General features: G+C 38.0%; 19 protein-coding genes and 1 pseudogene. 1 reads left to right on the forward strand and 19 read right to left on the reverse strand.

Translation table 11 applies throughout. The features are described 5' to 3' along the window. Positions 1 to 104 precede the first annotated feature (104 nt). Positions 105 to 1,295 carry a ferredoxin reductase family protein gene (locus B7695_RS07365; protein WP_192855755.1) on the forward strand — a complete coding sequence of 397 codons (1,191 nt, stop codon included), beginning with the start codon at positions 105 to 107 and terminating at the stop codon, positions 1,293 to 1,295. Between the two features lie 96 nt (positions 1,296 to 1,391). Here the strand turns inward: B7695_RS07365 and B7695_RS07370 are convergent, their stop codons facing one another. The 19 genes and pseudogenes from B7695_RS07370 to B7695_RS07465 all read right to left on the reverse strand — a co-directional run bounded on the left by B7695_RS07370 (position 1,392) and on the right by B7695_RS07465 (position 24,088). Continuing rightward, on the reverse strand, positions 1,392 to 2,522 hold the full coding sequence (locus tag B7695_RS07370) for an ABC transporter ATP-binding protein (protein ID WP_049540904.1): 1,131 nt from the start codon (positions 2,520 to 2,522) through the stop codon (positions 1,392 to 1,394). A gap of 112 nt (positions 2,523 to 2,634) precedes the next feature. Then, a complete protein-coding gene (locus B7695_RS07375) occupies positions 2,635 to 3,504 on the reverse strand; it encodes a helix-turn-helix domain-containing protein (protein WP_084890781.1) in 870 nt (289 codons plus the stop codon). A gap of 2 nt (positions 3,505 to 3,506) precedes the next feature. Next, a complete protein-coding gene (locus tag B7695_RS07380) occupies positions 3,507 to 3,893 on the reverse strand; it encodes a Mini-ribonuclease 3 (RefSeq protein WP_070528982.1) in 387 nt (128 codons plus the stop codon). Then, positions 3,886 to 5,229, reverse strand: coding sequence for a cysteine--tRNA ligase (gene cysS, locus B7695_RS07385; protein ID WP_084890885.1), 1,344 nt, complete (start codon positions 5,227 to 5,229; stop codon positions 3,886 to 3,888). The genes B7695_RS07380 and cysS overlap by 8 nt, the downstream gene beginning before the upstream one ends. Before the next feature lie 81 nt (positions 5,230 to 5,310). Then, the gene (locus B7695_RS07395; RefSeq protein ID WP_084890783.1) at positions 5,311 to 6,195 is read right to left on the reverse strand and encodes a GNAT family N-acetyltransferase; all 885 of its coding nucleotides are present in this window, start codon (positions 6,193 to 6,195) and stop codon (positions 5,311 to 5,313) included. Positions 6,196 to 6,206: 11 nt separating this feature from the next. Next, positions 6,207 to 6,824: a serine O-acetyltransferase gene (cysE, locus tag B7695_RS07400; protein WP_084890785.1), complete on the reverse strand. Its 618-nt coding sequence runs from the start codon at positions 6,822 to 6,824 to the stop codon at positions 6,207 to 6,209. A 15-nt stretch (positions 6,825 to 6,839) separates the two neighbouring features. Further along, a complete protein-coding gene (pnp, locus tag B7695_RS07405) occupies positions 6,840 to 9,053 on the reverse strand; it encodes a polyribonucleotide nucleotidyltransferase (protein ID WP_084890787.1) in 2,214 nt (737 codons plus the stop codon). 725 nt (positions 9,054 to 9,778) lie between these two features. After that, positions 9,779 to 10,645 carry a methylenetetrahydrofolate reductase [NAD(P)H] gene (gene metF, locus B7695_RS07410; protein ID WP_084890887.1) on the reverse strand — a complete coding sequence of 289 codons (867 nt, stop codon included), beginning with the start codon at positions 10,643 to 10,645 and terminating at the stop codon, positions 9,779 to 9,781. Between the two features lie 101 nt (positions 10,646 to 10,746). Then, positions 10,747 to 12,996, reverse strand: coding sequence for a 5-methyltetrahydropteroyltriglutamate--homocysteine S-methyltransferase (gene metE, locus B7695_RS07415; RefSeq protein WP_084890789.1), 2,250 nt, complete (start codon positions 12,994 to 12,996; stop codon positions 10,747 to 10,749). A gap of 243 nt (positions 12,997 to 13,239) precedes the next feature. Next, complete coding sequence (locus B7695_RS07420; protein ID WP_084890791.1) at positions 13,240 to 13,602, reverse strand: TIGR02328 family protein; 363 nt, start codon at positions 13,600 to 13,602, stop codon at positions 13,240 to 13,242. Next, positions 13,586 to 13,990 (reverse strand): YbgA family protein, encoded by a 405-nt coding sequence (locus B7695_RS07425; protein WP_084890793.1) that lies wholly within the window; start codon positions 13,988 to 13,990, stop codon positions 13,586 to 13,588. Before B7695_RS07425 ends, B7695_RS07420 begins: the two co-directional genes overlap by 17 nt. A 134-nt stretch (positions 13,991 to 14,124) precedes the next feature. Continuing rightward, a complete protein-coding gene (locus tag B7695_RS07430) occupies positions 14,125 to 14,592 on the reverse strand; it encodes a type I restriction endonuclease subunit R, EcoR124 family (RefSeq protein ID WP_275655693.1) in 468 nt (155 codons plus the stop codon). A gap of 131 nt (positions 14,593 to 14,723) precedes the next feature. Continuing rightward, the gene (locus B7695_RS07435; protein ID WP_084890795.1) at positions 14,724 to 15,599 is read right to left on the reverse strand and encodes an Abi family protein; all 876 of its coding nucleotides are present in this window, start codon (positions 15,597 to 15,599) and stop codon (positions 14,724 to 14,726) included. 146 nt (positions 15,600 to 15,745) lie between these two features. Then, a pseudogene (locus B7695_RS07440) lies at positions 15,746 to 17,347 on the reverse strand (type I restriction-modification system subunit M). A 34-nt stretch (positions 17,348 to 17,381) separates the two neighbouring features. Then, the gene (locus tag B7695_RS07445; RefSeq protein ID WP_084890797.1) at positions 17,382 to 19,247 is read right to left on the reverse strand and encodes an AAA family ATPase; all 1,866 of its coding nucleotides are present in this window, start codon (positions 19,245 to 19,247) and stop codon (positions 17,382 to 17,384) included. A 9-nt stretch (positions 19,248 to 19,256) separates the two neighbouring features. Next, on the reverse strand, positions 19,257 to 20,408 hold the full coding sequence (locus B7695_RS11500) for a restriction endonuclease subunit S (RefSeq protein ID WP_000788523.1): 1,152 nt from the start codon (positions 20,406 to 20,408) through the stop codon (positions 19,257 to 19,259). 45 nt (positions 20,409 to 20,453) lie between these two features. After that, on the reverse strand, positions 20,454 to 22,157 hold the full coding sequence (locus tag B7695_RS07455) for an ATP-binding protein (protein WP_084890799.1): 1,704 nt from the start codon (positions 22,155 to 22,157) through the stop codon (positions 20,454 to 20,456). Beyond that, entirely contained in the window at positions 22,150 to 23,493 is a 1,344-nt protein-coding gene (locus tag B7695_RS07460; RefSeq protein WP_084890801.1) for an SIR2 family protein, read from the reverse strand. Before B7695_RS07460 ends, B7695_RS07455 begins: the two co-directional genes overlap by 8 nt. Then, complete coding sequence (locus B7695_RS07465; protein ID WP_084890803.1) at positions 23,486 to 24,088, reverse strand: HNH endonuclease family protein; 603 nt, start codon at positions 24,086 to 24,088, stop codon at positions 23,486 to 23,488. The genes B7695_RS07460 and B7695_RS07465 overlap by 8 nt, the downstream gene beginning before the upstream one ends. Between the last annotated feature and the right edge of the window lie 7 nt (positions 24,089 to 24,095).

Below are 24,095 nucleotides of genomic sequence, written 5' to 3' on the forward strand. Positions count from 1 at the left end.
ATAGTAGCTATTTATAGACCTCAATTTGACACCATACTTTTTCTATGATAAAATGTAACAAATTTATTTACAACTAATCAAATCTAAATGAAATGGTATTTTCTATGAAATCAATCAAAGGACTACTCTTTATCATAGCTAGTTTTATCTTGACTATTTTGACTTGGATGAACACTTCTCCCCAATTCATGATTCCAGGACTAGCTTTAACAAGCCTATCTCTGACTTTTATCCTAGCAACTCGTCTCCCACTACTAGAAAGCTGGTTTCACGGTTTGGAGAAGGTCTACACCGTCCACAAATTCACAGCCTTTCTCTCCATCATCCTACTCATCTTTCATAACTTTAGTATGGGCGGTTTGTGGGGCTCTCGTTTAGCTGCTCAGTTTGGCAATCTTGCCATCTATATCTTTATCAGTATCATCCTTGTCGCCTATTTAGGCAAATACATCCAATACGAAGCTTGGCGATGGATTCACCGTCTGGTTTACCTAGCCTATATTTTCGGACTCTTTCATGTCTACATGATGATGGGCAATCGTTTCCCTACATTTAATCTTCTAAGTTTTCTTGTTGGTAGCTATGCCCTTTTAGGCTTACTAGCTGGTTTTTATATCATTTTTCTATATCAAAAGATCGGCTTCCCCTATCTAGGGAAAATTACCAATCTCAAACGCTTAAATCACGATACTAGAGAAATTCAAATCCATCTTAGCAGACCTTTCAACTATCAATCAGGACAATTTGCCTTTCTAAAGATTTTCCAAGAAGGCTTTGAAAGTGCTCCACATCCCTTTTCTATCTCAGGAGGTCATGGTCAAACTCTTTACTTTACTGTTAAAAATTCAGGTGACCATACCAAGAATATCTATGACAATCTTCAAGTCGGCAGCAAAGTAACACTAGACAGAGCTTATGGGCACATGATTATAGAAGAAGGACGAGAAAATCAGGTTTGGATTGCTGGAGGCATTGGGATTACCCCCTTCATCTCTTACATCCGTGAACATCCTATTTTAGATAAACAGGTTCACTTCTACTATAGCTTCCGTGGAGAGGAAAATGCAGTCTACCTAGATTTACTCCGTAACTATGCTCAGAAAAATCCTAATTTTGAACTCCATCTAGTCGACAGTAGGAGAGACGGCTATCTTAATTTTGAACAAGAAGAAGTGCCTGAACATACAAGCGTCTATATGTGTGGTCCTATTTCCATGATGAAGTCACTTGCCAAACAGATTAAGAAACAAAATCCAAAAACAGAGCTTATTTACGAAGGATTCAAGTTCAAATAATCAATCACATTCTCCTGGAATTTCCCAGGAGTTTTTTCTACACAAATACTTAAAAACACTGCCAGATTTCTAGCAGTGCTTTGAATTTCATTTATCTTAGTAAATTGTTCTTTCAGTTTCTACATCGAAGAAATGTGCTTTGTTCAAGTCAAATCCAAGTTCAACCGTTGCACCTGTTTGCAAGTAGTCACGAGCATCAACTTTAGCAACAAATTCATCTTTACCAACTTGGCAGTAAAGGTGAGATTCTGAACCAAGCAATTCTGATACAGAGATAGTTGCTTTGACAACTGATTCTGGGAATGTTTCAAGGAAAGCAGGTTCTGCATTCACGTCTTCTGGACGGATACCGAAGATTAATTCTTTACCTTCGTAACCTTTTTCACGAAGAACTTTCAAAGCTCCTTCTGGTACTTTCAAGCGGAAACCGTCAGAAACAATTTCGCTACCAACCAATTTCACGTTGATAAAGTTCATAGCTGGGCTTCCGATGAATCCTGCTACGAATTTGTTAACTGGGTTTTTGTAAACTTCTTGAGGAGTACCGATTTGTTCTACACGTCCGATAGTACCTGTACCAGCAGGGTTCTTAGTTGCTGACATGATAACGATACGGTCTGCAAGTGTCATCGCTTCTGTTTGGTCGTGAGTTACGTAGATAGTTGTAGCTCCGATACGACGGTGGATTTTAGCGATTTCAGCACGCATTGATACACGAAGTTTGGCATCCAAGTTTGACAAAGGCTCGTCCATCAAGAATACTTTTGCATCACGGACAATCGCACGACCCATGGCAACACGTTGACGTTGACCACCTGAAAGGTCAGCTGGTTTACGTTCCAAGAATTCTTTCAATCCAAGGATTTCAGCTGCTTCTTGCACACGTTTGTCGATGTCTTCCTTGCTGTATTTACGCAATTTCAAACCGAAAGCCATGTTATCATAAACAGTCATGTGTGGGTAAAGAGCGTAGTTTTGGAATACCATGGCGATGTCACGGTCTTTTGGAGCTACGTCGTTGACAACCACGCCATCGATAGATGCAGTACCTTCTGTGATGTCTTCAAGACCAGCAATCATACGAAGAGTTGTTGATTTACCACATCCTGAAGGACCTACGAAAACGATAAACTCTTTGTCTTTGATGTCCAAGTTGAAGTCTTCAACTGAGTAGTGTTCGCTGTTTGGATATTTTTTGTAAATATTTTTAAGATTTAATTCTACCATGAGGTGAACTCCTTTTGTCTTTTGATAGTTTTATTATAGATGAAAACGCTTTACATTTCTATGGCAAGGTGACCAAAAAAATAAAAAAGTTCTGTGCAACTTGCACAAAACTTTAGAGAATATCTGGTAAAATCAATTGATAACACAGGGTCAGGTCGGTCAATTCTTTCAACTGAAGACCGGTCAATTCTTCCCATTTATCAATCTTGTATTGGAGAGAATTGCGGTGCAGATAGAGTTGCTGGGCTGTTTTAGTGAGAACAGCACTATTTTCCCAAAGAGAGAGAATGATTTCCTGAATCTGATCTTGATCCAAAATCATCTGGTGCAGGCATTCTTTAATGACTCTCAGGTCCACGAGTCTTTCTCCCATACTCCAAAGATAGAGCTGAGAAAAAGTATGAACACTTTGGTGACCCTGACGCCACCAAGTCTTAAACAAATCCCGCTCTGCTTTGATCAAGTCTGATAGGGCTTGATGTCCCGTCTGAGACCAAACCTGACCCAACATGATTGACAGACGAAGTCCAAAGTCATACTCAACCGCTTCAATCGTATCGCTTAAAATAGCTCGTACAGAGGTGTATTTATCTTGTTGAAGTACGAAAACATAATCCTGAGCTCCGACCTGTAACACTGTCTGACAGTTAGGAAAAAGAGTCCGCATCATATCCAGCCAAGAAGCTAGATTTTCCTGCTGAAAATAGGAAAGATGGCAATAAACCAACTGAATCTTTTTAAAAGTTTGTGGTGCCTGTCCCTTCCCCTCAATCAGATAAGAATACCAAGGATTGAGCGAACGAGCCTGCTCCTGTTGAGTCAAAAGGGCAACCAACTGCTTTTCACGCTCGCTGAGCCCAGCTTCCTCCAGCAAAATCCACTGCTGAGAAGCTAAAGGGAGAGTGAGATAGCCCTCTTTCTCTACTGGTTGGTCTGAAATCTGAGCTTCAGGAAACCAGTCTTGTAGTTCTTTTGCAATCATCTCTAGCCCTCCACTTTTTGGATGCACCACGAAATCAAGCTCTCAAGACGTTCCAGATTTTCAGTCATATGGAGATAGCCCATCACTGCTTCAAAACCTGTGGACATACGGTAAGTCACTACATCAGCATTTTTGGCCTTGGTGTGACTATTGGTATTGCGACCACGTTTATAGATTTCTTCTTCTTTTTCTGTTAAGACCTGCTCCTCTAACATAAGGGAAATCAAGTGTGCCTGAGCTTTGGCTGATACATACTTGGTCGCTTCTTGATGGAGTTTATTGGGTTTGGTCATACCTTTGAGTATGAGGTGACGACGTATATACATAGAATACACCGCATCCCCCTCAAAAGCTAACGCAATCCCGTTAATGAGATTGACATCAATCACGAGTCCACCTCACTCCATCCTTGGTGTCAAGGAGCTTAATTCCTTGAGCAGCCAATTGGTCACGGATTTGGTCTGCTGTCGCAAAGTCACGATTGGCACGCGCTTCTTGGCGTTTTTTGATCAGGTCTTCAATCTCTGCATCCAAAACTTCCTCAATAAAGACAATTCCAAAGACTTCCAACATAGCCGCAAGAGCTTCCTTAACACTTGCATCATAGTTACCTGAGTTAATCCATTTGGCCATTTCAAAGACTACTGTAATACCGTTGGCAGAGTTGAAATCCTCGTCCATAGCTGCTACAAACTTATCTTTAAAGGCCTGTAATTCTTGAGCATCAACACTTTCAGTAAAAGGTTGCTCGTAAGTATTCTTCAGATACTTGAGATTAGTCTCTGCATCGCGCACCGCTTTTTCCGTAAAGTTGATAGGCTTGCGATAATGTTGAGTCGCAAAGAAGAAACGAAGCACTTGCCCATCAAGAGTTTTAAGGGCATCGTGTACGGTGATAAAGTTCCCCAAAGACTTGGACATCTTGACATTGTCAATATTGACAAAGCCATTGTGCATCCAGTAGTTAGCAAAAGTCTTGCCTGTTTTAGCTTCAGACTGGGCAATTTCATTGGTATGATGAGGAAACTCTAGGTCGGCTCCACCACCGTGAATATCAATGGTATCACCTAAAATCTCTGTCGACATGACTGAACACTCGATGTGCCAGCCCGGACGACCAGGTCCCCAAGGACTGTCCCAAGAAATCTCGCCTGATTTGGCAGCTTTCCAAAGGGCAAAGTCTATAGGATTTTCCTTACGAGCCGTTTCTTCATCGGTACGACCTGAAGCACCTAACTCCAAATCTTCCAAGGTTTTATTGGCCAACTTGGCATAGTTATGGGATTTTTCCACACGGAAGTAAACATCCCCTTGACTCTCGTAGGCAAAGCCTTTTCCAATCAAGTCTTCCACAAAGCGGATAATGTCAGCCATAAACTCCACCACACGCGGATGGCGGGTCGCAGGTTTGACGCCCAAGGCCGTCACATCCTCACGAAAGGCAGCGATATACTTGTCCGCAACTTCCTGAGGCGTGATACCTTCTTCCTTGGCACGATTGATAATCTTATCATCTACATCCGTAAAATTGGAAATATAGGCAACCTCATAACCATGATACTCAAAATAACGACGAATGGTATCAAAAGCCACCGTTGAACGAGCATTCCCTACATGAATATAGTTGTACACGGTTGGCCCACAAACATACATCTTAACCTTACCGTCCTCAATCGGGACAAATTCTCGCAAATCACGAGACATGGTGTCATAGATTTTAATCATAAATCATAATCAGGAAAGCTAAAATCCAAGAACAGTTAGTCTCATCACTGAGAGTTCAATTGAATTTCAGTCCGAATGTCTCTAAACTTCGGAATCCCTTGCTCCTTTCTCATTCAGATAAACCACCTGAGTCTGTTTGACAAAGCCGATTTTTTCATACAAGCGCTTGGCACCTACATTACTATCCTCTACAGCAATCTGAAATTCCTTATCATTTTGCTCAATCAATTGGTTGACTAGAGATTTTGCTAAGTAACTTCCATAGCCTTTCCCACGTTCAGGTTCCGATATTGCTAAACCGTAGAAGTAATTCGTATTAGTCGATAAATCTATCGTGCAAGTTCCAATAACCTGACCGTCTTTTAACAAAATATATAAGCGACTTTCTGGATCCTTCAGAGCTTCAGCGACATATCTATCCACAATCTCTCTAGACTCATGTTCCTCTGAAAATGCCTGAAATTTTAACTGACTGATTTGCTCCTGATACGAACTATCTGCTAACAAAACTTCAAGATTAGAAACCTTTGCTAACGGATAAGGTCTTCTATCCTTACCTAACCAGGTTTCTGTCGCTTCATCCTCAACCAATCCCCAGTTGCTGACAAAATCAGGATGGTGGTCTAGAAAAACACGCTCTGTCTGAAAAGTAACTGAACGAATAGAGAAAGAAGCTGTTTCTCTCTCAAAACTAGTAAACAGTGCACGCGCAATCCCCTGACGGCGATGATTTGGATGAACCAGTATCGTCACTTCCACATCTTGATCATCTGCATAGACAGTTAATAAACCAACAAGTTCGCCTTTTTCATAATAAAGGAAAAAGGCGGGCATGTTTGGGTCAAAATTAAGCATGTTAGAAAGATAGGGATCACGATAGGTACCGTCATAGTTTTGGCAACAGTTAATTAGTTTTTTAGCCTCAGATTGCTCCTCTTGGCTTAACTTGTTTCTTGCTTGAATCATATAGGTATCCTCTACAACCCAGACGATCTGTGACTGGCTTCTTTAGACTGCTCGAGTTTATTGACGTAGTACTCTCGTTTTTCTTCGACTTCGTGAATCGTCGGTTCATCCTTCTGTCCATGAACACGGACAATCTTAGCAGGAATACCGACAACCGTCACATCACTAGGTACGTCTGCCACAACAACTGCTGCTGCACCAACCTTGGCATTTTTACCGATTTCCACCGGTCCGATAACTTGGGCATGAGCTGATATGAGGGCTCCCTTTCGAACCGTCGGATGACGTTTACCTACATCCTTACCAGTCCCTCCAAGAGTCACTCCGTGATAGAGAAGAACGCCTTTTTCAACAATCGCCGTCTCCCCAATCACCAGACCAGAACCGTGGTCAATAAAGACACCTGAATCGATCTGGGCTCCTGGATGAATCTCAATCTGAGTCCAAAAGCGCCAGAACTGACTGTGCATACGAGCTAAGAGCTTAAAGCCATGCTTCCAAAGAAAATGCGAGAGACGGTGGGCCGCCAAGGCCTTGACACCTGGATAGGTCAGCAAAACCTCCAAAGTGGTGCGGGCCGCTGGATCATTTTCTTTTACGATATCAATGGTTTCGCGCCACCATCCCATACATTTCTCCTTTTCTTATTCTGAATCTTTTGGTGTTTCTGTAAATTCTTTCTTAGGTTTGTGGTCCTTGTGATGACGTGGGCGATGAGGACGCTCTGATTTTTCACCTTTTTCATCACGTTCAGGTTTTGGCGGACGAGGTAGAAGAGCCTTCATAGAAGCATCCACACGTCCTTTTTCATCAATCTTGATAACCTTAACATCAACTTCATCCCCGATTGCTACCAAGTCTTCGACATTATTGGTACGCGTCCAAGCCATTTCAGAAATGTGCACAAGTGCATCTGTCTTGTCAAAGAGGTTGACAAAGGCACCAAATTTCTCGATACGAACGACTTTAGCACGGTAAACTTCACCCACCTTAGCCTCACGGACCAAACCAGCAATAATTTCTTTAGCACGGTTAATAGCATCTTGGTCGCTAGAGTAGATAGACACATTTCCTTCTTCGTCGATATCAATCTTAACGCCTGTTTCAGCGATAATCTTGTCGATGGTTTCTCCACCCTTACCGATGACAATCTTGATTTTATCCACATCAATCTTGATGGTATCAATTTTCGGAGCAGTTGGAGCCAATTCTGGACGAACTTCTGGAATGGTTGCTTCAATGACATCAAGGATTTCAAAACGCGCTTTCTTGGCTTGAGCAAGAGCCTCAGTCAAGATTTCTGCAGTGATTCCTTGAATCTTGATATCCATTTGAAGGGCTGTAATCCCGTCACGAGTACCTGCAACCTTGAAGTCCATGTCTCCAAAGTGGTCTTCCAAACCTTGGATATCTGTCAATACTGTGTAGTTATTTCCATCTGAGATGAGACCCATGGCAATACCAGCTACTGGCGCCTTGATTGGCACACCACCAGCCATAAGGGCAAGAGTTCCTGCACAGATAGAAGCCTGAGATGAAGAACCGTTTGATTCCAAGACCTCAGCTACCAAGCGGATAGCATATGGGAATTCTTCCAAACTTGGCAAGACTTGAGCAAGAGCACGCTCACCAAGAGCACCGTGACCGATTTCACGACGACCTGGCGCACCATAACGACCTGTTTCCCCTACAGAGTATTGTGGGAAGTTATAGTGGTGCATAAAGCGTTTCTTGTACTCTGGGTCCAAACCATCAATGATTTGAGTTTCCCCCATCGGAGCCAAGGTCAAGACTGAAAGAGCTTGAGTTTGCCCACGAGTGAAGAGACCTGAACCGTGCACACGAGGAAGGAAGTCAACAACCGCATCCAAAGGACGGATTTCATCGACCTTACGACCGTCAGGACGTACCTTATCTTCTGTGATCAAACGGCGCACTTCAGCGTGTTCCATTTGTTCCAAAATTTCAGCCACATCACGAATGATACGGTCAAATTCTTCGTGGTCCGCATATTTTTCTTCGTAAACAGCAGTCACTTGGTCTTTAACTGCTTGAGTTGCAGCTTCACGGGCCAATTTTTCTTCTACTTGAACCGCTTTTTGGAGGTCGCTGTTATAGGCTGCGATGATTTCAGCCTGCAATTCAGCATCCACATGAAGCAATTCTACTTCTGCTTTTTCCTTACCGACAGCAGCAACGATTTCTTCTTGGAAAGCAATCAATTCTTTGACCGCTTCGTGCCCTTTAAGGAGCGCTTCCAGCATGATTTCTTCTGACAATTCTTTAGCACCAGATTCTACCATGTTGATGGCGTGTTTGGTACCAGCTACTGTCAATTCAAGGAGAGATTGCTCTGCTTGTTCTTGCGTAGGGTTGATGATGATTTGACCATCCACATAACCCACTTGGACACCAGCGATTGGTCCGTCAAACGGAATATCTGAGATAGAAAGCGCCAAGGATGAACCAAACATAGCAGCCATTGGTGCAGAGGCATTTTCATCATAAGAAAGCACAGTGTTAATCACTTGTACTTCATTACGGAAACCTTCCGCAAACATTGGTCGGATTGGACGGTCAATCAAACGCGCTGTCAAAGTCGCATCCGTTGAAGGACGTCCTTCACGTTTCATAAAGCCACCAGGAAACTTCCCAGCCGCATACATTTTTTCTTCGTAGTTGACTTGGAGAGGGAAGAAATCCCCAGTTGCCATCTTCTTAGACATAACAGCTGCAGTCAAGACAGTTGACTCACCGTAACGCACGACAACTGCGCCATTTGCTTGCTTAGCAACCTGACCAGTCTCTACAATTAACTCACGACCCGCAAAAGTCGTTTGAAACACTTGTTTTGTCATTTTAATCCCCTTTGGATTGATGAAATTATACGCCTTGCCTACAAAGATCAAGATACTAAGGACGTCAAAAGCAAAGTAAAAATAGGAAACTGACGAAGTCTTCGATGAAGACAAGACAGTTTATCTTTTTTACACAGCTTTTCGGCCGGGTTCAATTACACAAGATATTTTGGACGGTTCGGCTTGCCGAATATTTCTGTAGAAAAATAGGACGGTGACGCCGCACTCGATGAGTGCTAGGAAGCTTATCTTTTTTCCTAAGAAATGAGGCCAAAATTCAATTAAGTATCTTTTTGATATTTCCCTAAAATAGTGCGAACGGGAGGTAAAATTATCCAGTGGATGATTTTAGAGATCCAATGGAATTTCAATGGTAATTTTTAATTACTTCGCCTTTTCATTTCTATGCTCAAGCTAAAATAGTTTCCCGAACTATTTTACTCTCAAAAATTCCGTCCTAGAAAATAACAGAGTTATTCTCTAGGATACCACGATAGCGTGAAATATCTTTTAAATACTCACTCCGTTCGTGTTTTTTGAGACACACATTATCAGATTTTGTTTAAAAAATAATCAACTTTAAACAAACTTCTACAACCTAAATACCCTCATCTTTGTATCAAGTACGTACAGAGTCTATTTTATCATATTTTTCTTAAAAAGTGCGGTCTTTACCATTAAAAAGGAACCATTCCCCTCACTTGAGAAGAATGGTTTGCTTTTTATTATCCTAGAGACTGATGATTAAACAAGGCATGAGTTGCTTGGTGGATGTATTTTGCTGTATCCGCATTGTTCATGGTGTAAAGATGCACACCTGCAACATCTTGAGTTACCAAGTCCACGATTTGGTCCACTGCATAGGCAAGTCCTGCTGCTCTGAGCGACTCAGGGTCATGCTCATACTTGTCTAAGATGGCTTTAAATTTGCGTGGAAGATGGATATTCTCACAAGTCTTCAAGAGACGGATAGCCTGATTTCGATTCAGAATTGGCATAATCCCTGCATGAATAGGAACATCAATCCCAGCCAAGATACACTTGTCTTGGAAATCATAGAAACGCTCATTGTCAAAGAAAAGCTGAGTCACAAGGCTCGAACAACCTGCATCTACTTTCTTCTTAAGATTTTGAATATCTGAAATCTGATTTGGTGAATCTGGATGCCCTTCTGGATAACAAGCACCAACAATATCAAAGTGAGGAGCTTGTTCCTTGATGAACTCAATTAAGTCAGTTGCATAGCGGAAATCCTTTTGCGGCTCCACATCTGGAATAATATCCCCACGAAGAGCCAAGATTTTCTGCACCCCAACCTTGTCCAAGTCTGCAATAGTTTCAGCAACCTTGTCCTTGTTCAAATAGATGGCTGGCAAGTGAGCAATAGTCGGAATCGCCAAGTCATTTTGGATAAAGTCAGCCAAACGAACCGTCGTTTCCTTGATATTAAATTTATTATTGCTGGCAGTTACACTGATAAAGTGGGGAGCCAACTCCTGCATATCTTGAAGAGCAGAAATAATTTTATCATTACCCACGGCTGGGTTTGGAGGGAACACTTCAAATGAGAGTGACGGTGTTTGGCGTGACATAGTCATTATCCTTTTCTAGTTGATTTTTTCGTTAGCTGGATTCCTAAAATCCAAGTGAAACAGGCAGATTGACCAAACAGCGCTTCTTGAGAAATCCTATCTTACAATTTCTCACGCGCAGCTTTAGCTGCTTCAACAAGGCGGATCAAGCTTTCTTTTGTTTCTGGAATACCACGTGTTTTCAAACCACAGTCAGGGTTGATCCAAACTTTCTTGCTTGGCACTTTGGCAAGAATGGCTTCGATTGTGTTGTCGATTTCGCCTTCATTTGGCACACGAGGTGAGTGGATATCGTAAACCCCAGGTCCCACTTCTGTTTGGAAGTTTTTCGCTTTGAGTTCGTCCAAGATTTCAAGGTTTGAACGGCTTGCTTCAAAGGAAATAACGTCCGCATCCAAGTTGTCGATAGCTGGAATGATATCTGTAAATTCTGAGTAACACATGTGAGTGTGGATTTGTGTATCTGGCGCTACTGTTGAGTGTACCAAGCGGAAGGCAGGAATTGCCCAGTCAAGGTAGTCTTCGTACCAGTCGCTACGACGGAGTGGCAATTTCTCACGAAGAGCAGCCTCATCGATTTGGATGATTTTCACACCAGCAGCTTCAAGGTCAAGTACTTCATCCTTGATAGCAAGGGCGATTTGAAGAGTAGAATCCTTGATAGAGATGTCTTCACGTGGGAATGACCAGTTGAGGATGGTAACAGGTCCAGTCAACATACCTTTAACAGGTTTGTTTGTACGGCTTTGTGCATAGCTAGACCATTTAACAGTGATAGGGTTAAGACGAGTTACATCACCCCAGATGATTGGTGGTTTAACTCCACGCATACCGTATGATTGTACCCAACCATTTTTAGAGAAGAGGTAACCTGACAAGTTTTGACCGAAGTACTCAACCATGTCGTTACGCTCAAATTCACCGTGAACAAGGACATCAAAGTCGATATCTTCTTGCCATTTGATCCATTCGTCAATTGTTTCAGCAAGGAAAGCATCGTACTCTTCTTGAGACAATTCACCTTTACGGTAAGCCAAACGTTTAGCACGAACTTCCTTAGTTTGAGGGAATGAACCGATAGTTGTTGTTGGAAGAGCTGGAAGTTTGAAAGCTTCTTCTTGGATAGCTTCACGTTCTGCAAAGGCTGGCAAACGAGTGTAGTCTGCGTCTGTCAAGCCAGCGATACGCGCACGAAGTTCCGCATTTTCACCAACACGCTCAGTCGCAAAGAGTTCTTTGTTAGCTGCAAGTGCTGCTTCACCTTGACCATTGCGGATAGCATCCAAATCACGAATCTCATCCAATTTTTCAACTGCAAAGGCAAAGTGGTTCAAGATTGCTGGTTCAAATTCTTCATTAGCAGTTGTAAATGGCACATGAAGAAGTGAGCATGAGCTTGTCAATACGATGTTTTCAGCTGGGATTTGCTCAAGAACAGCCAAGCTCTTTTCGTAGTTGTTGCGCCAGATGTTTTTACCATTGACAATACCTGCATAGAGAGTCTTGTCAGCTGGGAAACCACCTTTAACCAATTCAAGAGTTTTCTTACCTTCAACAAAATCAAGACCGATAGCATCTACTGGCAAGTTTACAAGGTCAGCGTAAACGTCACGAACGTCTCCGAAGTAAGTTTGAAGCAAGACTTCAAGACCTTTTTTGTCAGCCAAGAGTTTGTTGTAGAGGTTCAAGAAGAGAGCTTTTTCTTCAGCTGTCAAATCTTTGACAAGAGCAGCTTCATCCAATTGGATACGAGTCGCACCAAGTTCTGCCAATTTAGCAAAAACTTCTTGGTAAGCAGCCACTAAGCTATCTACGAAGTCTTCTGCTTTCACGCCTTCTGCAAAGTCTGACAATTGAAGGAAAGTGAATGGACCTACAAGGACAGGACGAGTGTTCAATCCAAGTTCTTTTGCTTCTTGGAACTCATCAAAGATCTTGTGACCTGCCAATTTTACTTGAGTGTCTTTTTCAAATTTAGGCACAATGTAGTGGTAGTTGGTGTTAAACCATTTCTTCATTGGAAGGGCGCGAACATCCCCTTTTTCTCCTTGGTAACCACGACCCAAAGCGAAGTAGCGCTCAAGGTCAGACAAGTCCAAGTTTTGAACGGATGCAGGTACCACGTTGAAAAGGAAGGCTGCATCTAGGAAGTTGTCATAGTGAGAAAAGTCATTTGATGGAATTTCAGTGATGCCTTTTTCTTTGACAATGTTCCAGTGTTTAGCACGCAAGTCTTTTGCTGCTGCCAAGAGTTCTTCTTCTGAGATTTCTTTTCTAAAGTATTTTTCAGTTGTAAATTTTAATTCGCGGAATTCGCCCAAACGAGGGAAACCGATGATTGTAGTTGACATGATGTGTCCTCCAAAATTTGTTGTTGAAACTATCTTAACAGAAAAGAAATCATCTGTATAATTGTAAAAAATTAGGCTTTGATATAGTTTGAAACTATATCTCTGTTTTAAACAAAAGAAAAAGACCTGAGAAAATGCCTCAAATCCTTTGTGTAGCTTGTTTTATATCTTTATTTCAGTTAGGCGGTTCAAACACGTTATTAGTAATTCTTATAAGTGACTATGAATTGTTATTAGAAAAGACTATAGCTTAATCCCCTTCTCTCTGAGATTAGCCAGACACTCCCCATAGTAGGTCGCGTCATGTTCGCTGTATATAGGACTACTCAACTTCTCCTCTGCTAAATCTTGATAAGGAGGGCAGGTCTTGCCACGGTAGTTTTTATCCAACCACTCTGGACTGACCTTAAAGCCTCGTTTAACCATCTCCTCCATGATCAAGTCATGATAGGCATAGAGACGATAGGGCGAGTGGGTAAAGACATAGTCAACCGTCGCATGCTTTCTGTCCCAGCCATTGCCACGGAGGGCACAGCACTCTCGATGCTGTCCCAAGAGTTGAGGACGGGGAAGTTGTGAAATCAAAGCCTCATGCCAAAGTCTCATGGGAGTCTCCTTTCAGTAAAGTCGAATGTTGCAAGTAGGTATTTGGATAGCGATCAAGCAAGTCTCGAGTCTTAACAATAACATCTTCCTTGGAAACTTGACCAAAGCAGTAGCGATCCAACAAGAGCATAAAGTCCTTGCGCTCGGCATCTGTCGCTTTCTTTTTAAAATAGCCCCAAATATGCTGAAAAGCATTGCAAACCTGACCCCTGTGTTCTGGAATCTGGCAGGCACGGTCAATCATCTCTTGAACCTGACTTACCTCCACCTCTTCATTCTTCAAATATTGGCGAATTTCATTGTAAATATTGCTGGAATGGCTCAACACGAGGTATTTGTTTCTCGCCCAGAGTTTCTGGCAAAGGGCACGTTGGTTGTTATTTTCCATATTTCTCCTTACTTTCTACTAGTTCCCCGGAAATATGGAAACAAAGTTATATCTTAAAAATGAGCGGAATATGAGCTAATAAAGAGTATCTTTTGTAGAGCCGGATTTTTTTAATAAGTCTTAATCGACAATTCTTAAATACCTGAATAAGTCTCTACTAACAACTGAATCTTACGTAAAACTTCTTGCTTTTTCCGTTCACGTACTCCCTGTCTACGAGAAGTTGGTGGAATAATCGAATCCAAATCAGTCCCACTATTTTCAGTATAACCTCGTTGAATTGATTTATCGATGAATAATTGGTAATCAGCCACAAGTTTCTCAGACTCAGCTAGATCATGGATTGCGATTTTCTTGCGCTCCTTGCCATATTCGTAGAAAGCATTGATAATCCCATCATAGTCTTTCAATTTTTGCAAATCAGTATCATTGATAAATCCGATAACCAACTCTTCTTTGACACAAATATCGATACTAGAACGAATCACACGACTAACTTCTTCTTTCATTACTTCTTTAGACTCAGAATTCTTCGATTTTTCAACAATCAATGCCAGAATATAGTCCAGATTGATCTCATCTGTTTTTAAGAATTCAAAAATTCATCTCGATTTTCCACATAAAGTAAATGAGGTAATTGTTTTCCCACGCTTTATGAATGCCACTTCCCCCAACTCTTTCCACTCAACAGGACAGTTTCGGATTTCTTCTAGAATGTTCATATCATACTCCCTCATTTCTTTAGTACTTCTTCCCACTCCTCCACAAATCCAATATGATGCAGATGAATCACTGCTTGATAGCGTTTAATGAGTGCTGACAATTCACATAAAAATCCTTCATTCCATTTTTCCTTATCAGGATAGAGGCTTTTAACTGCATAAAGTTGTGCCATTAGTCTATTTTTCAATTTACTATTTTCGTTCATGAAAGTAGGGAGTTGACCAGGTATCTTTGTGAAGCTTGTAAAATATAATCGATTATAGTGGGCACAGTAATTTCTTAGAACCACTGCAACTTCTAGATAGGTTCTAACTTGAGTGGACTTGATACCAACATTTTTAGCAATATCTTGCTGGATATCTATCGGAGAATCTGCAAAAAATTTCGAAGTCATTCCAAAAGTAAAAAATTCTACTAAAACCCAAATAGGAAATTCTCCATCATATTTTCGCTGATGATGCTTATAAATCGGGCTTTTCTTCCTATGCTCCAATTCCTTTTCAACATTTCCTAAAAATTCATTATGTTTATGAAATTTATTAAAAGCAGTCGCTTCTTTATAAGCTAAAGCTCCGTATTTATTTCCATGATGATAGGCAACCTGAGTCCTAAAATACAACTCAATGTCCTCTAAATATTTGAAAATAATCAAACGTAACTCTGCATCAAAACAAGCAATTCCATAAATTTTCTCCAAGGAAACCTTGCTGGAATCATACTTCTGCGTCTCTTTATCACGAAAAGGTAAAAAATAAGCAGTTAGCCGATAATAATTAACCTTTTGTAAAATATCAATCGCATACTCATTTGATTTGATATCTTTACATCCGTGCTCAATTAATTTGGCCACCTGCTCATCCCAAGTTTTAAATTCTTTAATTTTCATAGTAACTTCCGTATAAAAAAATGTCCGCCTTGTCACATCAAAGAGAGGTGGGCGGTCCTATTAACTCTATTATACCGTTTTTAACAGATAATTCAAGGATTTTTTACTTTTTCAATTATTTTTAAAATTTGGGTAAATTATCTCCATCACCCTTCAAACTCTTTCAAAAACTCTTTAAGCTCGGCATCGGCTTCTGGTGTGGTTCCGTGTAGTTGACCGAGCATTTCGAGTAGGGAAGCGGTTTGCTTTTCAATCTCATCATTGGTCTTGTTAATTTTGCAAACAATATCTGTCAGTGGCTCGACTTCTTCTTCCTAAAAGGTATCTACATAGCGAGGGATATTGAGGTTATAGTCATTTTCGACGATTTCTTCATAACTTGCTAGATGGGCAAATTTGTCAATCTCCTCACGTGACTTGTAGGCTTCCAGAATCTTCTCGATATGAGCATCCGTCATGATATTCTGATTTTTCCCCTTATCAAACTCCTTAGAGGCATCGATAAAGTAAACATCACGGCTGGTACGGTTCTTTTTGAGAATGATAACCGTGGTCGGAATGCTGGTATTAAAGAAGATATTGGCTGGAAGACCGATAACCGTGTCAATAGCTCCTTCTTCTAACAAGGCCTTGCGAATGGTTCCTTCCGCATTTCCACGGAAAAGAACACCGTGGGGAAGGACGATAGCCATGACTCCATTATCCTGCTTGAGATGGTAGTAACCATGCAAGAGAAAGGCAAAGTCAGCCTTGGACTGGGGTGCCAGTTTCCCAAATGGAGAGAAACGAGGATCCGCCATAAAGCCAGAGCTAGCAGACCACTTGGCAGAGTAGGGAGGGTTCATCAGAACACCATCAAAGTTAGTCGGTTCTTGAGTCGGCCAGTCTTCATCTAGTGTATCGGCATTGTGGAGAAATTGATTTTCAACAGGAACACCATGTAGAATCATGTTCATCCGAGCCAAGTTATAAGTCGAAGTATTGAGCTCCTGCCCAAAGTAGACCACTGTCTGCGGTTTATGAGAGTATTTCTTGGCATTGAGCAAGAGAGAGCCAGAACCCATAGTCGCATCATAGATGGTAAAACCTAGCTGATTCTCACGACCCAAAAAGGCAATCTGTGTCATAAGCTTGGCAACAGGCTGAGGTGTATAGAACTCACCAGCCTTCTTACCCGAGTCAGTCGCAAACTGACCAATCAGATACTCATAAGCATCCCCAAGCATATCACCAGCATGACCAGCAACATCTAGCACAGCCAACTCTTTCATGACTGCCGCCACCGTTTGATTTTGCTTTTGCGGAGTCGCCCCTAGCTTTTTGGAATAGAGGTCAATATCTTCAAAGAGGTTTTCATAGAGTTCATCACTCTGCTCGATATCACGAAAACCTTGAGCCAAGTCTTCCAACTGGAAAGTTCCCTCATTGACACGTGCTACAAGAGCCGTAAAAGTCAACTCAGGCTTGATACTATAGTTGAGTTCGTCCTTCATCACTGCAAGAAGATCCTCGTGGGTGTCCGCATCCTCATAGTAGTTACGATAGACTTCAAGGGCAGCCTCTAGACTCTCACTCCCCTCCTCCATAGTCTCCGCCACAAAAAAGAGCATCTTATCTGATAGATACTTATAAAAGACCATACCCAAAAGATAGGACTTGTAGTCATTAGCATCCATCTTAGAGCGGAGAACATCCGCTGAGTTCCATAGGGCTTGGTAAAGCGACTGGGACGTTTGTGTTGTTTCCATAATTTTCTTTCTTTTTATTAATTCAAAAATCTAACTATCTGTCCAGTAGTTTCTTTTCTAATTCTTCAAAATATTTATGACGTAGCTCTTTCTGTAAATCATTATCCAATGCAATACTACTTAAAGCTTTTTCTTTAAAGTTAGAAACTATTTCTTTAATTTCTTTGGAAGAAATTATTTCATTTTTCAAGTTACAAATCTTTAAAATTCTTGAAAAATCTGACGAAGCTATGCTATCTTCCACAATTTTAGTTATATTTTCTAATGTTACAGTTATATCAAATTTTTCTGATAAATTTTCTAAAAATGTCCGTGCTTCATCCTCGGTTGGTTCTCTTGTTTCTATCAAATGCCCTTCCATAAATTCATCAAGTTTCTTTTTCAAGGCAATTCGTATTATCTTATCTTTATTTGTTGTACACGAACTAATAACAGCGTCTTTTAGTTTATTACATTTTTGCGTTTTATCCTGTTCATCATCCCCTAGAACAAACTTCACTATTTCTTCATCTATCAAAAGCATCTCTATCTCATTAAAAGGAAGCACAAAAATATTTTTCTTTTTATAGTTTTCAATTCTTGCCTCATCCATCCAGTCATAATCAATAATGCCGTAAGCTATATTACCATATAATTCCTTTAATTTATTATAAGCTTTTGTGTATTGAATAACTTGTTTATGTCCCTGGACTGGTTTTACAAAACAAAAATCGCTAAATAATTTGGAATAAATCTGATAGTCTATACTAGTTTTAGTTCCTTCACAAAATAAAATCGGCTTCTTTGTACCAGATACTTCGGTTAATAATGAGAAAGGCATTTCCTGTGATTCTTCCAATATCTGATAATCTAAATTATAAGGTATTTCAAATTTCTTGCACCACATGTAACTTGCATTTGTTCTTGATTGAACAAAGTCCATATTATGTGAAGCAAAAATAAATTGACAATCAGGTCGTTCTGATATCAGTAAATCCCATAATTCATTATAGATAGCAGCATTTAAAAATGTTTCTGGTTCATCAACAATGATGTAACTATCTTCCGGAGCAAGAAGTACATTACCTATATAAAATAATATACAACGTTCCCCATCACTAAGCCCATTTATACTATATTTAGAGCCGTTTTTTTCAACTTCAACAACTCGATTATCAGGTTCAAGATGAAATGATATTTCAGGAAAAATTTTATTCCATATTTGTTCTACTCTATCCCATAAAGCTATAGATAACCCGTCCACCCCTCTCGATTTATCAGTCGCTATCTTAGCATAATTCTTTATCAAAAATGTTATTAGTTTAGTAAAAGTATTTGAAAAATCCTTTTCAATTTGTAAGGTTTGTAAATCAATTGTATCATATTTAATATCTACTTCTTTTAAATCTTGAATATATTTTTCTTTAGTAATTTCATTACGATTATGAATAGTGGAAACAAAATATAATAATTTTTGAGCAGGCAAAATAAATATCTCATTTATATTATTTTTCCTCAATTCATTAATAAGACTTGATTTCCCTGAACCATTAGCTCCAATAATTATAGTCGTTGATTTTACTCTCGAAATAAAAGAGAAAAGTTTAATTATTTTAAAATTCTCTATAATTTGCGGTAACTGTGATTCATAATAATAATTGTCACTACCAAAACAATAGTATATGCTTTCTAACCAATTATCACGAAGTCTTTTATACTTTTCTGTTACATCATCAGATAAAAAAACATCATTTAATTCTCTTTTAATCAAATCAATGAGTAATAAAAAGTAAATATCTACAGTATTATATGAAGTCTTTTTCCCTTCTTTTTCATAATCAGGCAATCTGTAAAAATCATCTTTAAGTCTGACCCTTTCAGATTCTATCCTTTTAATTAATTCATTAATAGGGCTATTCATGATTCCTCCTTAAATAAACATATCCTGCAATAGTTTCTTTTTGAGTGTTTCCAATTGAGAAATTTTTTCTTGGTAATAGTTGATGAGGTTATCGAGGTCTGAGAAATAGAGGCCAATAGCGCATTGTTCCTCATAAGATGGAAATTTTGAAACCACTTTTTCAATAGTTTTTTTAGACAAACTTGGAACACCTGTAGATTCGTCAAATTTCTTCCAACGAATTTTTTGAAAAATTAAGAAAAGATAATTCAAGTCATATCCTACTTTACATATAACATAAAATAAAGTATCTACTGTCCAAAAAGGTGCTGATAATAAATATGGTTTATCTATAGTTCCTTTTCTTCCAATACCTATAGCGTCCTCATCAGATAATTTTTCATTTACAGAAAGCATGTAACCACCAGTTCCATATACAGGAATGTCCCCATTCTTTAAATGTTTATAGTCTCTACCAGAATTAATAGTACAAACCTCTGATAAACTCTTCCTTTCCCAGTCCTCTTCAAATCCATTCAAACGAATCTCAGGAACTGTCTGTCCAGCTTTGGGAAACATCTTGGAAAGCATGGTCGCCTTGAGAGCTTGGTAGTTGGTGAGATTATCCTTGTAGCTAGACAGAAGGTCGTCGAGGGTACGGAAAAGGGAACCAATGGCGGATTGTTCGTCAAATGTAGGGAAATAGTCTTTAATATCTGATAAAGTAGGAAATTGTACTCTCTGTCGCTCAATTAAAGAACCAGTTGAATAAATTTTGTATAGTCTAATCGCTTTAGGACAACTCAACCATGCCGAGAAAAATTTATTAGAAAACTTCGATTTCATTTTCATCGTCACATAATATCCAGAGACAGCAACCTTTTTACCAGCATTATTGAATCCTACAGCTCCAATAGTAATATTCATCGGATTATAAACAATTTCCTCTGGATATAACTTTTTAAATTTATCACTCTTTTTTACTAAAAATTCTCTGTTGTATCTCTCCTCTTTTGGTGTTAGTCCACTTTCAACAGTCACGCTCCATAATTCTAAATTTTGTTCATAAGGATCGACATATTCAACAGTTTGTTCAAATACTTCTCCTAACTTATGTTGTTTCCATTCATCACGGTAGGTGTGAAATCTTATTATAGGAAATTGTTCTTTATGATTTTTCATTCATTCTCCCATCTAATGCTATAAATGAATTAATCTTAACTGGTTTCATTTGCCTTCAAATTTCACTTGTGGAGTAACTGTAATATCTTTTTCATCCTCTCCATCAACAGCTACTTCAACAGGGATAGGATATAACTCACCTACTATAAATGCTGTTCCAGTCGGTAAATAAGAAAACCTTGTTAACTGATTTTTATTTATATAAGGAATAGTTTTTAAAAGATATTCTAAGTCAACATTATTTTTAATTCGATGAATTAAATAATTATTACATTGAGAAAGAACAGTTGACGATAACTCACTAGGACGCTGGCTAGATAACATCAAGAAACAACCAAATTTCCTACCCTCACGAGCTATCTTTTTAAAGACTTCAACTTCACCAAATAGACTATTTTCGTTTAATTTTGATATATATCTGTGTGCTTCTTCAAAAATAAATAAATTGACATTCCTATCGTTTATCTTTTTTTCAGAACTCTTTTTGAACTCTTTTTTTAACATATAAGTGGTAAAAAACAACAATAAATCATCATCTAAGCCAGAAACATTATATACCGTGATTTTTGATTGTTTCTCCTCTTCATCGCTCTCATCTATTTTTGCTTTAAATAAGCTACCATATCTTAATTGAATATGTTTAATTCTAGTTTCAAGGGTTCCTGAATACCCTCTTGCTTGAGTATTTCCCTGACACTCTTCTAAGAGAAATACAAAATTTAAAGCTTCAAACAAGTCTGCAAAACTATTTATTGTATATCTAGCATTCTCAATTTCTTTAGTTATTTTCGAATGACTTCCATACATTTTACTCTGTAAATTAGATTTGAATGTTGTTTCACCAGTACTGCCATTAAAGTTACCAAATCGAGCATCATACATTGTAGTATCAATACTTGTATTCTGTAGGATTCCAATAATTTTAGTTCGTTTAGCTACAGCATCAGATTGTTGATTATGATATAAGTTATAGGCTATAAAACAACTTAATTTTTCTCTATCTAATTTATTTTCTGTTAGACAATTAGCCAATTTCAATGCTGTTTGAACTACAGGCAACTGCACAAGTTCTGATGGTTTTATCAAATTCAACCAATCTTGTAGTTCTAATGATTCTATTTTTATCGAAAAATCTTCCAATACATCAATATTATTTACACCGTCTATCTGCGAGTACTCATTGTGAATATCAAAAATATTTAAATATAAATTACTAGTTTCTTTAGTTGATATTTCTTTAATGATTTTTCTGACTGTGGTAGATTTTCCTGAACCAGTATTACCTAAAATAGCAGAATGATGAGTAATTAATTTATTTAGATTTATTTGTGCATCATATTTATCTTGGATAGTTCCTAATAAAATTGATGTTTCTCTTTTCTCAATAGAAAACACCTTCTGCAAATCCTCATCACTTGATAAATAGACTCTATCTTGTAAAAAGGGATATTTCTTTAGATTAAAGTTAATTTTGTCGTTTTCTAATATTCCTACAGGAACACATTCAAATCTTCCTACATAGTCAAACTTTGATTTTTCATCATTAACAATTTTAATTTCCTTGTCTTCCACTTTAACAACTTGGTAAACAAATTTATCTCCAAATTGACTTTTTATTGTGACATAATCTATAACTCCTTGCGCGATATAAATTTCCCCTTTAAAATTATAAATTAATTTTTCAAAGTCACTTACTTCAAAAACCAATCTGTCATATGAAACTAACACTACTCGCCCAATACTATTCATGAGAATCTTCTCCCTTTTGTCCTGATTCATCCTTTGGAACATAATTTATGATTTCATCAACAATATAGTTAAAGTAGTGGGCTTTTACTCCATCACAAGACGTATCCCCTCCAATTAAATGAAATCCATCTTGAGTCTTAAATTCATCAAAAAATTTCTTCATATTATCTTCTGATGTATCACCAAAAACAATCAAAGTAAAATCTTGATGTTTTAGATTTTGAGAAATGATGTTATTAATATGCTCGTCAGGAAAACCATATCCCATAACAATAAGGACTGTATTTGGAACTTGAAGTACATTTGCAAACTCTCTAAATAGTTCTGAATATGGAGCTTGTGCAGTTTGTCTATGCTTTAACATTGTTGGATAAATAATAATTTCTTCATCGCTCTGTTTAAAAAGATCCTTTTGGATTAATTTCCCACTTTCATCAGAAGTCCAATTGATTGAACCATGTATTTTTAATAAATTAGCTTCTTTAGAAGTGGGCTGCCATACATCCTTATATCTATTTGTATCGTCTACTAACCTTTGCTTAAATGAATTCACATTAAAATTTCTGTATAAACTATTTTCAAAACCTGTTGAATAAACAATGCGGTTGCTTTCTAATGAATATTCATTAAACAAATCGTAGTTCGTTGTCACTATGTTGATTTTATTACTCAACTCAGTTCTATATTTAAAAACAGATTGATAAAATTTATGATAAGTATTTATTGTTTCACTATCTTTATATTTATCATCATCCAGAGCTGGTATAGTTTTTAAAAACTCACTTTTCAAGATACTAATTACTGATTTTAAATCATCATTACTTGGTTGAAAACTTAAACCACTCTGTAACCAGTTGAGTAAACTTTCAATATCGGAGAAACTTTTATAAAAGTGTTTATCTATCGAATTCAGTTGTTCCTCGGACAGAGCACTTACAAACGAACCTATATTATTATAATTCCCTTCTGCTTTTTCCAATATATCATTAATTATTTTAATTTCAATTTCATTGTCTTTTTTATTTTTCTCTAGCCACTTTTTACATAATTCCAAATTTCTAATAAGATAACTCAAATCTTTAATATTTAAAAACTCTTTAACTTTTTCATAAACATTTTTATTATTCTCTAAAATATCACTCATCGTTTTTGACATAAGTGGAATTGCACCCGATGAACATCCTGAACCTATGAATATGACAAGATTTTTAGATACAAAATATTTATTGACAAATTCTTTTAGTTTAATAATTTGTTGATTTTCATCTAACCCTTTAAAAATGTTCTTATTATTTTCATAATGATAGATTCTCCCATTTACACTATTGTTACTCATTATTTAGCTCCATATTCTTTATTTTCAACACTTTTTCACAATAAGCATCAAAATGATTATTAATAATATCAACTAAATCATTTTTTAAATCACTTGATCTCTTATCAATATCAGATTTCTTAAAATTATTTCTTCTAAAAACTTCATTAATGTAAAACTTTGACTCATCTTCTTCATGTAAGACTTTCTTTTTTTCTTCAAAATTTTCGTTTGAAATTTTTACATTTAAATCTCCATGTAATAAAGTTAAATTCCCTAAATTATTCTTGTTAGAATCTCCTGGTTCAAATTTACTTTGAGGTATAATATGTTCTAATTGCCAAATCAATTTACCTTTATGATCTAACTCTGTAAAATCGATTGTTCTATCATTATTTTTAAATTTCTCAATGCTAACAAGCAGAAAACGAGTGAAATGAACATGGTTCCCACTATAATAGTTAGTTCGAAAGAACTGTTCATCCTCAATAAATTTCTGAATTACTTTTTGATAGTCATCCAATTGTAAATATTTATGTTTCTTGTCTTGTTCCATAAAATATTCCAGCAATCTATTACCAAACACATTTTGCAAACTATCTAACAATTTATCCATAATTTAT

This window comes from Streptococcus mitis (assembly GCF_002096845.1).
Taxonomy (GTDB): Bacteria; Bacillota; Bacilli; order Lactobacillales; family Streptococcaceae; genus Streptococcus; species Streptococcus mitis_A.